The 7,254-nt window shown below is 70.1% G+C and carries 2 protein-coding genes; both read right to left on the bottom strand.

Annotated features, from left to right (window positions below):
* On the bottom strand, positions 1 to 4,674 hold a 4,674-nt coding region (locus R1101_RS0112525), incomplete at its 3' end, for a non-ribosomal peptide synthetase (protein WP_026003204.1).
* A 141-nt stretch (positions 4,675 to 4,815) separates the two neighbouring features.
* A partial coding sequence (locus R1101_RS26575) for a condensation domain-containing protein (protein WP_037223177.1) occupies positions 4,816 to 7,254 on the bottom strand: 2,439 nt, incomplete at its 5' end.

Here is a 7,254-nt window from a genome sequence, read left to right as displayed (position 1 = left end):
CCGGCGCACGAGGTCGCCTGTGCGGTACAGACGCTCACCGTCGCCGAAGGGCGAGGCGACGAAGCGTTCGGCAGTGAGATCGGGGCGCTGCACGTAGCCGCGCGCCACCTGCGCACCCGCGAGGTACAGCTCGCCCACGACCCCGGCGGGAACCGGCGACAGTCGCACGTCGAGCACGTAGGCGCGGGTGTTCCACACCGGAGCGCCCATCGCGACGGAACCACCGGTCGTGCCCGCGACGGGGCGGGCGGTGGCATGCACCGTGGTCTCGGTGGGGCCGTAGAGGTTGTGGAGTTCGGCGGCGCTGATCCGGGAGAACTGCTCGGCCACCGAGAGGGGGAAGGCCTCACCCGCGACGAGCACGGTGCGCAGCGACGCGCAGTCGTCCGGCGACACCGACGCGGCGAAGACCGCGAGCATCGACGGGACGAAGGAGGTGATCGTCACCGCGCGCTCGCGGATGACCGTGCCGAGGTAGGCGGTGTCGCGGTGACCGTCCGGGACTGCGATCACCATGCGTGCACCGACGGTGAGGGTGCCGAACAGTTCCCAGACCGACACGTCGAAGGTGAACGGGGTCTTCTGCAGCACCACGTCGTCGGGGCCGATCCCGTATTCGCTGGTGATCCACCGAATCTGGTTGACCACCGAGGCGTGGGCGACGGCCACACCCTTCGGGCGGCCGGTCGAACCCGAGGTGAAGATCGTGTACGCGGTGTTCGACGGACGCAACGGCGCGATGCGATCGGCGTCGGTGATCGGTTCGGCCGGTGTCGCGGCCAGGTCGAGGCCGTCGATCGCGAGCGACGGCGCCGATGCCGTGGCCGGCACGCGGTAACGGTCGCGCTCTGTGGTCAGCACCACCACGGGTGCGGCGGTGTCGAGGATGTAGCCGTTGCGATCGTCCGGCTGATCCGGATCGATCGGCACGTACGCACCACCGGCCGCGACGACCGCGTACATACCCACCAGCAGATCCGGCGAGCGACGCATCGCCAGGCCCACCGATGTCTCCGGTCCGACGCCGAGTGAGATCAGATGCCGCGCAAGACGATTCACACGCTCGGCAAACCCGACGTAGGTCAGCGACTCGCCCTCGAACTCCACCGCGACCGCATCCGGCGACCGCCGGACCTGCTCGGCGAACAGATCCGCCAGGGTCCGGGCGTCACCGAGTTCGTGCTCGGTGGCGTTCCACGTGGCGAGCACATCGGTGCGCTCGGCGTCGTCGAGCAGCGCGACATCACCGACCGGGAGTGCGGGCTCGGTCGCGACCGCGGTGAGGATCCGGGTCAGGCGCTCGGCGAAGGACTCCATCGTCCGGGCGTCGAACAGATCGGTGGCGTAGGTGAGGTCGAAGAGATAACCCTCTGCGGTGGCGTCGTCCGAGACGGTGACCTGCAGGTCGAACTTCGCGAGTGCCGCGTCGACGTCGAGCGCCGAGACGGTCAGGCCCGGCAGCTCGAGAGAGTCGGCGTCGAGGTTCTGGAACGCGAGGAGCACCTGGAACAGCGGGTGCCGGGCCGTCGACCGTTCGGGATCGATGAGCTCGACGAGCCGCTCGAACGGCAGGTCGGCGTGGCCGAACGCTTCGAGGTCGGCGCCGCGCACCCGGCCGAGCACCTGCTCGAACGACTCGCCGCCGTCCACATGGGTGCGCAGCACGAGGGTGTTGACGAACATGCCCACCAGGTCGTCGAGCGCCGCGTCGCCACGGCCGGCCACCGGTGTGCCGATCGCGATGTCGTCGGTACCCGACAGCCGCGCCAGCAGCACCGCCAGCGCCGCGTGCACCACCATGAACTCGGTGGTGGAGGTGCGGCGGGCCAGATCGCGTACGGCGGAACGGAGTTCGGAGTCCAGGACGAACCGGTGCGAAGCGCCTCGGTAGCTCGCAACCGCCGGTCGCGGACGGTCGGCCGGCAGGTCGAGCTGCTCGGGCAGACCCGCAAGCCTTTCCCGCCAGAACGCGACCTGCGACGAGATCACCGACTCCGGATCGTCCTCCGAGCCGAGCACCTCCCGCTGCCAGATCGCGAAGTCGGCGTATTGCACGGCGAGCGGTTCCCACTGCGGGGCGTCGCCCGAGACGCGTGCGGCATAGGCGGTGACGACGTCGCGGGTGAGCGGACCCATCGAGAAGCCGTCGGACGCGATGTGGTGTACGACCAGCACCAGCACGTGCTCGGTGTCGGAGACCGCGAACAGGCGTGCCCGGAAGGGAACCTGTGAGGTCACGTCGAAGCCGGTACCGACGATCTCGGTGGCCCGGGCGATCAGATCGGACTCGGCCACCGGGACCGGCGTCAGATCGGGCACCACCTCGTCCACCGGCAGCACCTGCTGATAGCCCACACCGTCGACATCCGGGTAGACCGTGCGCAGCGACTCGTGCCTGCCGAGCACGTCGGCGACCGCCGCCTGCAGGGCCGCCGCGTCGAGTGCACCCGACAGGCGGATCGCCACCGGGATGTTGTCGACCGCCGATTCCGGTTCGAACCGGTTGAGGAACCACATCCGCTGCTGCGCGAGCGACAACGGCACCAGTTCCGGGCGCACCTGCGGAACCAGCGGTGCTCGCCCGTCGCCACCGGAAGCCATGGCGGCGTCGACGAGCGAGGCCAGCTCGGCCGCGGTCGGGGCGTCGAAGAACTCGCGGACGTCGATCCGGACCTTGTGGTCGGAGCTGAGCCGCGCGACGACCCGCGTCGCACTCAGGGAGTTGCCACCGAGTTCGAAGAAGTCGTCGTCGACGCCGAGCCGCTCGATGCCGAGGATCTGCTCGAACGCCGAGACCACGGCGTGCTCGGTGGCCGTCGACGGCGCGCGGTACTCGCGCTGCAAAGAGCTGAAATCCGGTGCGGGCAGCGCCTTCCGGTCGAGCTTGCCGCTGCCGCCGAGCGGGAACTCGTCGAGTTCGACGAACAGCGACGGCACCATGTAGTCGGGCAGACGCCGGCGTACGGCGTCGGCGAGCTCGGACCGCTCGATGTCGCGGCCGTCGGTGACGAGATAGGCGACGAGGTGATCGCCGAGCGCGGGGTCGGAGTGCACGACGACGACCGACTGCCGCACGCCCGGGTGGTCGAGCAGCGCCGATTCGATCTCGCCGAGTTCGATGCGCAGACCGCGCAGCTTCACCTGGAAGTCGGTACGGCCGATGTACTCGATCTGCCCGTCCTCGTTCGTCTTCACGAGGTCGCCGGTGCGGTACATGCGGTCGCCGGGCTCCCCGAACGGGTCGGCGACGAAACGATCGGAGGTCAGATCGGGGCGACGGAGGTAACCGCGCGCGAGCTGGACGCCCGCGAGATACAGCTCGCCCTCGACACCGTCGGGGACGGGGCGCAGGCCCTCGTCGAGGACGTAGAGACCGGTGTCGGCCACGGCGGCACCGATGGGCACGACGGTGTCGTCGGCCGAGGTCGCGAAATAGGTGACGTCGACCGCGGCCTCGGTGGGCCCGTACAGATTGTGCAGACGCGCCGAGGAGATCTCGTAGAAACGGGCGACCGTCTGCGGCGGTAGCGCCTCACCGGACGCGAAGACGTAGCGGAGAGTGCTCACCGACGCGGCGGTGGGCTCGGCGAGGTAGACGGCGAGCATCGACGGCACGAAGTGCGCGATCGTCACGCCGCGCTCGATCATCGTCTGCGCGAGATAGGCCGGGTCGCGGTGCCCGTCGGGCACGGCGATCGTGAGGCGGGCACCCACCTGCAGGGGCCAGAAGAACTCCCAGACCGACACGTCGAAGGTGAACGGCGTCTTCTGCAGCACGACGTCGTCGGCGCGCATCCCGTACTCCGCCTGGCGCCAGTCGATGTTCGCGACGATCGCCCGGTGCTCGACGGCGACGCCCTTCGGCCGTCCCGTCGAACCCGACGTGAAGATGACGTACGCGAGGTGATCGGCCGTGAGCGCGCCGCGGCGCTCCTCCGGGGCGATGGGATCGCCGGAGATCTCGGACAGCTCGAGGGTGTCGATCGTCAGCGCCGGGACGGAACCGGGAAGATCGACGGCGTCGCGTTCGGTGGTGACGACCGCGACCGGCTCGGCGATCTCGAGGACGTAGGCGAGGCGGTCGGCCGGATGGTCGGGATCGAGCGGCACGTAGGCGCCGCCGGCCTTGACGATCGCGTACATGCCGACCAGCAGGTCGAACGATCGGCGGACCGCGAGACCGACGCGTGCGTCGGGGCCCACACCGAGACCGATGAGGTGACGGGCGAGACGGTTGACGCGGGCGTCGAACTCCCGGTAGGTCAGGCCCTGTCCGTCGAACTCGAGAGCGACGGCATCGGGTGTCCGGGCCACCTGGGCGTCGAAACGCGCCGCGAGCGTGTCGGGATCGACCGTGGCCGGTGCCGCCGCATCGGCGCCGAGCACCTCGACGGCGTCGGCCAGCAGCGCGTCGACCACCCCCGCGAGACCCGGGGCACCGAGCAGAGCGGGCGCGATGTTCGACAGGACGACCGGGAACAGCGCGTCGAAACCGAGCGCACCGCCCATGGCGGTGTCGAGCGTGGCGATCTCGTCGCGCAGGCGCGCGTAGCCGATACGGGTGTCACCGTCGGAGAGGGCGACACGGTCGGGTTCGATGTCCGCGACGGCGGCGAGCAACCGGGGAAGGTCCTCGATCGCCAGCGTCGGCTTGCCCGCCATGTCACCCGTCATCTACGTCAGCCTCCTGAAATAACCTGCGCTCGGCACTGCGCTGTGCGCGCGCCACCGCCCCCCGCTGCCACCCGGCACCGTACTGGCCGGGCAGTCGAACGACAGCCGATCTTCCATTATCCCGAAGTGTCCGACACAGGACTAATCCGCGTCGCCCGCCGGGGCGGCGTCCACGCCGTCTGCCGGGCCGGTGTCGGCGCCTTCCGCGACGGCGATCACGTCGCGCACCAGCTGTGCGAGACCGTCGGCGCCGAGTTCTGGCAGCATCCCCGGTACGAGGCCGTTCAGGACCACGGACACGAGCGCTTCGGCGGTGAGCGCGCCGCCCGTCGTGGTGGCCATGGTGTCCAGACGCTGGGCGAACTCACCGAGTGTGACCTCGCGCTCGCCGTGTCGGAAGGCGACCGTGCCCGGGGCCACGGCGGCCGCCGCGGCCACGAGTGCCGGCAGATCTGCGACGGTACGTGCCTTCTTCGGCCGGACCGCCCGCGCCCGCTCCGCATCCGTGCGGATGTCGATCGAACGGAGAACGACCTGCGGGTCGGCGCTGACGGTCTCGAGGATCCGGACGAAGCGATCGCCGAAGGTCTCGACCGTCGCGGCGTCGAACAGTGCCGTGGCGTAGGTGAAGGTCACATCGAGCGCGGTCAGCGCTCCCGACTCGGAGAACCGTTCGACCACCGTGCACTGCAGGTCGAACTTCGCCTGATCGGCGCCCGTCTCGAGCGCGGTCACCTCGAGTCCCGGCAGGGCGAAGGTGCCCGTGTCGATGTTCTGGAAGGTGAGCATCGCCTGGAACAGCGGGGTGTACGCGCTGTTGCGGCGCACACCGAGCCGTTCGACGACCCGCTCGAACGGCACGTCGGCGTTGCCGAACGCCGCGAGGTCCTTCTCCTTGGCCTGCGCGAGCAGCTCCGCGAAGGTCGCCGAACCGGCCACCCGGGTACGGAGCACGAGGGTGTTGACGAACATGCCGACGAGGTCGTCGAGCGCCTCCTCACCACGACCGGCGGTCGGTGTTCCCACCGCGATGTCCTCGCTGCCGGACAGGCGGGCGAGCAGCACCGCGAAGGTGGCGTGCATTGCCATGAAGACCGTCGCGTTGTGCTCACGGGCGGTCTTCTCGATCCGCTGCGCGAGTTCCTCGCCGATCGTGAAGGTGAACGACTCCCCCACCGTGGACTGGCGGGCGGGTCGCGGGCGATCCGTGGGCAGGGCGAGTACCTCCGGCACACCGGAGAGTTCGCCGGCCCAGTAGTCGAGCTGGCGCGACAGTTCGCTCTCCGGATCGTCCTCGGAGCCGAGAACGCTCTGCTGCCACAGCGTGTAGTCGGCGTACTGCACCTCGAGCGGTTCCCATCCCGGGGTCTCCCCCGCGGCGTGCGCGAGATAGGCGGTCATCACGTCGCGCACGAGCGGACGCATCGAATACCCGTCGGCGCTGATGTGGTGCGCGACGACCGCGAGGATGTGTTCGTCCGCGGCGAGACGCAACAGCGCGACCCGCACCGGCGGGACCGATGCCGTCACGTCGAATCCGCTGCCGAGGATCTCGGTGAGACGGTCGACGAGCTCGTCGGCGGTCACGTCCACCGGGGCGAGTTCGGGCACGGCCTGCGCGACCGGCAGCACGATCTGCACCGGACCGTCACCGCGGTCCGGGTAGACGGTGCGCAGCACCTCATGTCGTGCGAACAGGTCGGCGACCGCTGCACGCAGGGCGTCCACGTCGAGCGCACCGGTCAGGCGCACGGCGACGGGGATGTTGTAGACACCCGATTCGGGATCGACCCGGTTCAGGGTCCACATGCGCTGCTGCGCGAGCGACAGCGGCACCTGCTCGGGACGCGGGACGGCCGTGAGTGCCGGACGGGCACCCTCGCCCACCGACGGCCGGATGCGGGCGGCGAGCGCGACCACCGTCGACGACTCGAAGACGGTCCGGACCGGCACGCGGGTGTCGAGTGCGGCACCGAGCCGGGCGGCCAGCTGCGTCGCGAGCAGCGAGTTGCCGCCGAGTTCGAAGAAGTCGTCGTCGAGACCGGCCCGTTCGACACCGAGCAGTTCGGTGACGGTCGCAGCCACGATCTCCTCGACGGGATCGGTCGGGGCGCGGAACGCCCCCGCGTCGAGTTCGGGATCGGGCAGGGCACGCCGGTCGAGCTTGCCGTTGGTGTTCAGCGGCAACACGTCGAGTTCGACGAAGGCCGACGGCACCATGTACGACGGCAGCCGCTCCGCCAGCGCCGTCCGTGTCGCATCGGCGTCGAACGCCTCTGCGGCCGGCACGACGTACGCGAGGAGACGGTCGCCGAGGTGAGCGGTGCTGCGCACCAGGACGGCGACGTCCTTCACGTCCGGCAGCTCGCGCAGGACGGTCTCGACCTCGCCGAGTTCGATGCGGTAACCGCGCACCTTGACCTGGAAGTCGGCCCGATCGAGATATTCGAGGCGACCGGCACGGTTCCACCGGACGATGTCGCCGGTGCGATACATGCGTCCGCTCCCGGACGGGTCGGCGACGAACCGGTCGGCGGTGAGGTCGGGACGGTCGTGGTAGCCCCGCGCGAGCTGGGCACC

This window comes from Rhodococcus sp. R1101, assembly GCF_000278445.1.
Taxonomy (GTDB): Bacteria; Actinomycetota; Actinomycetes; order Mycobacteriales; family Mycobacteriaceae; genus Rhodococcus; species Rhodococcus gordoniae.
Note: the sequence above shows the minus strand (reverse complement) of the source record. Positions and strands in the feature narration are given on the sequence as shown.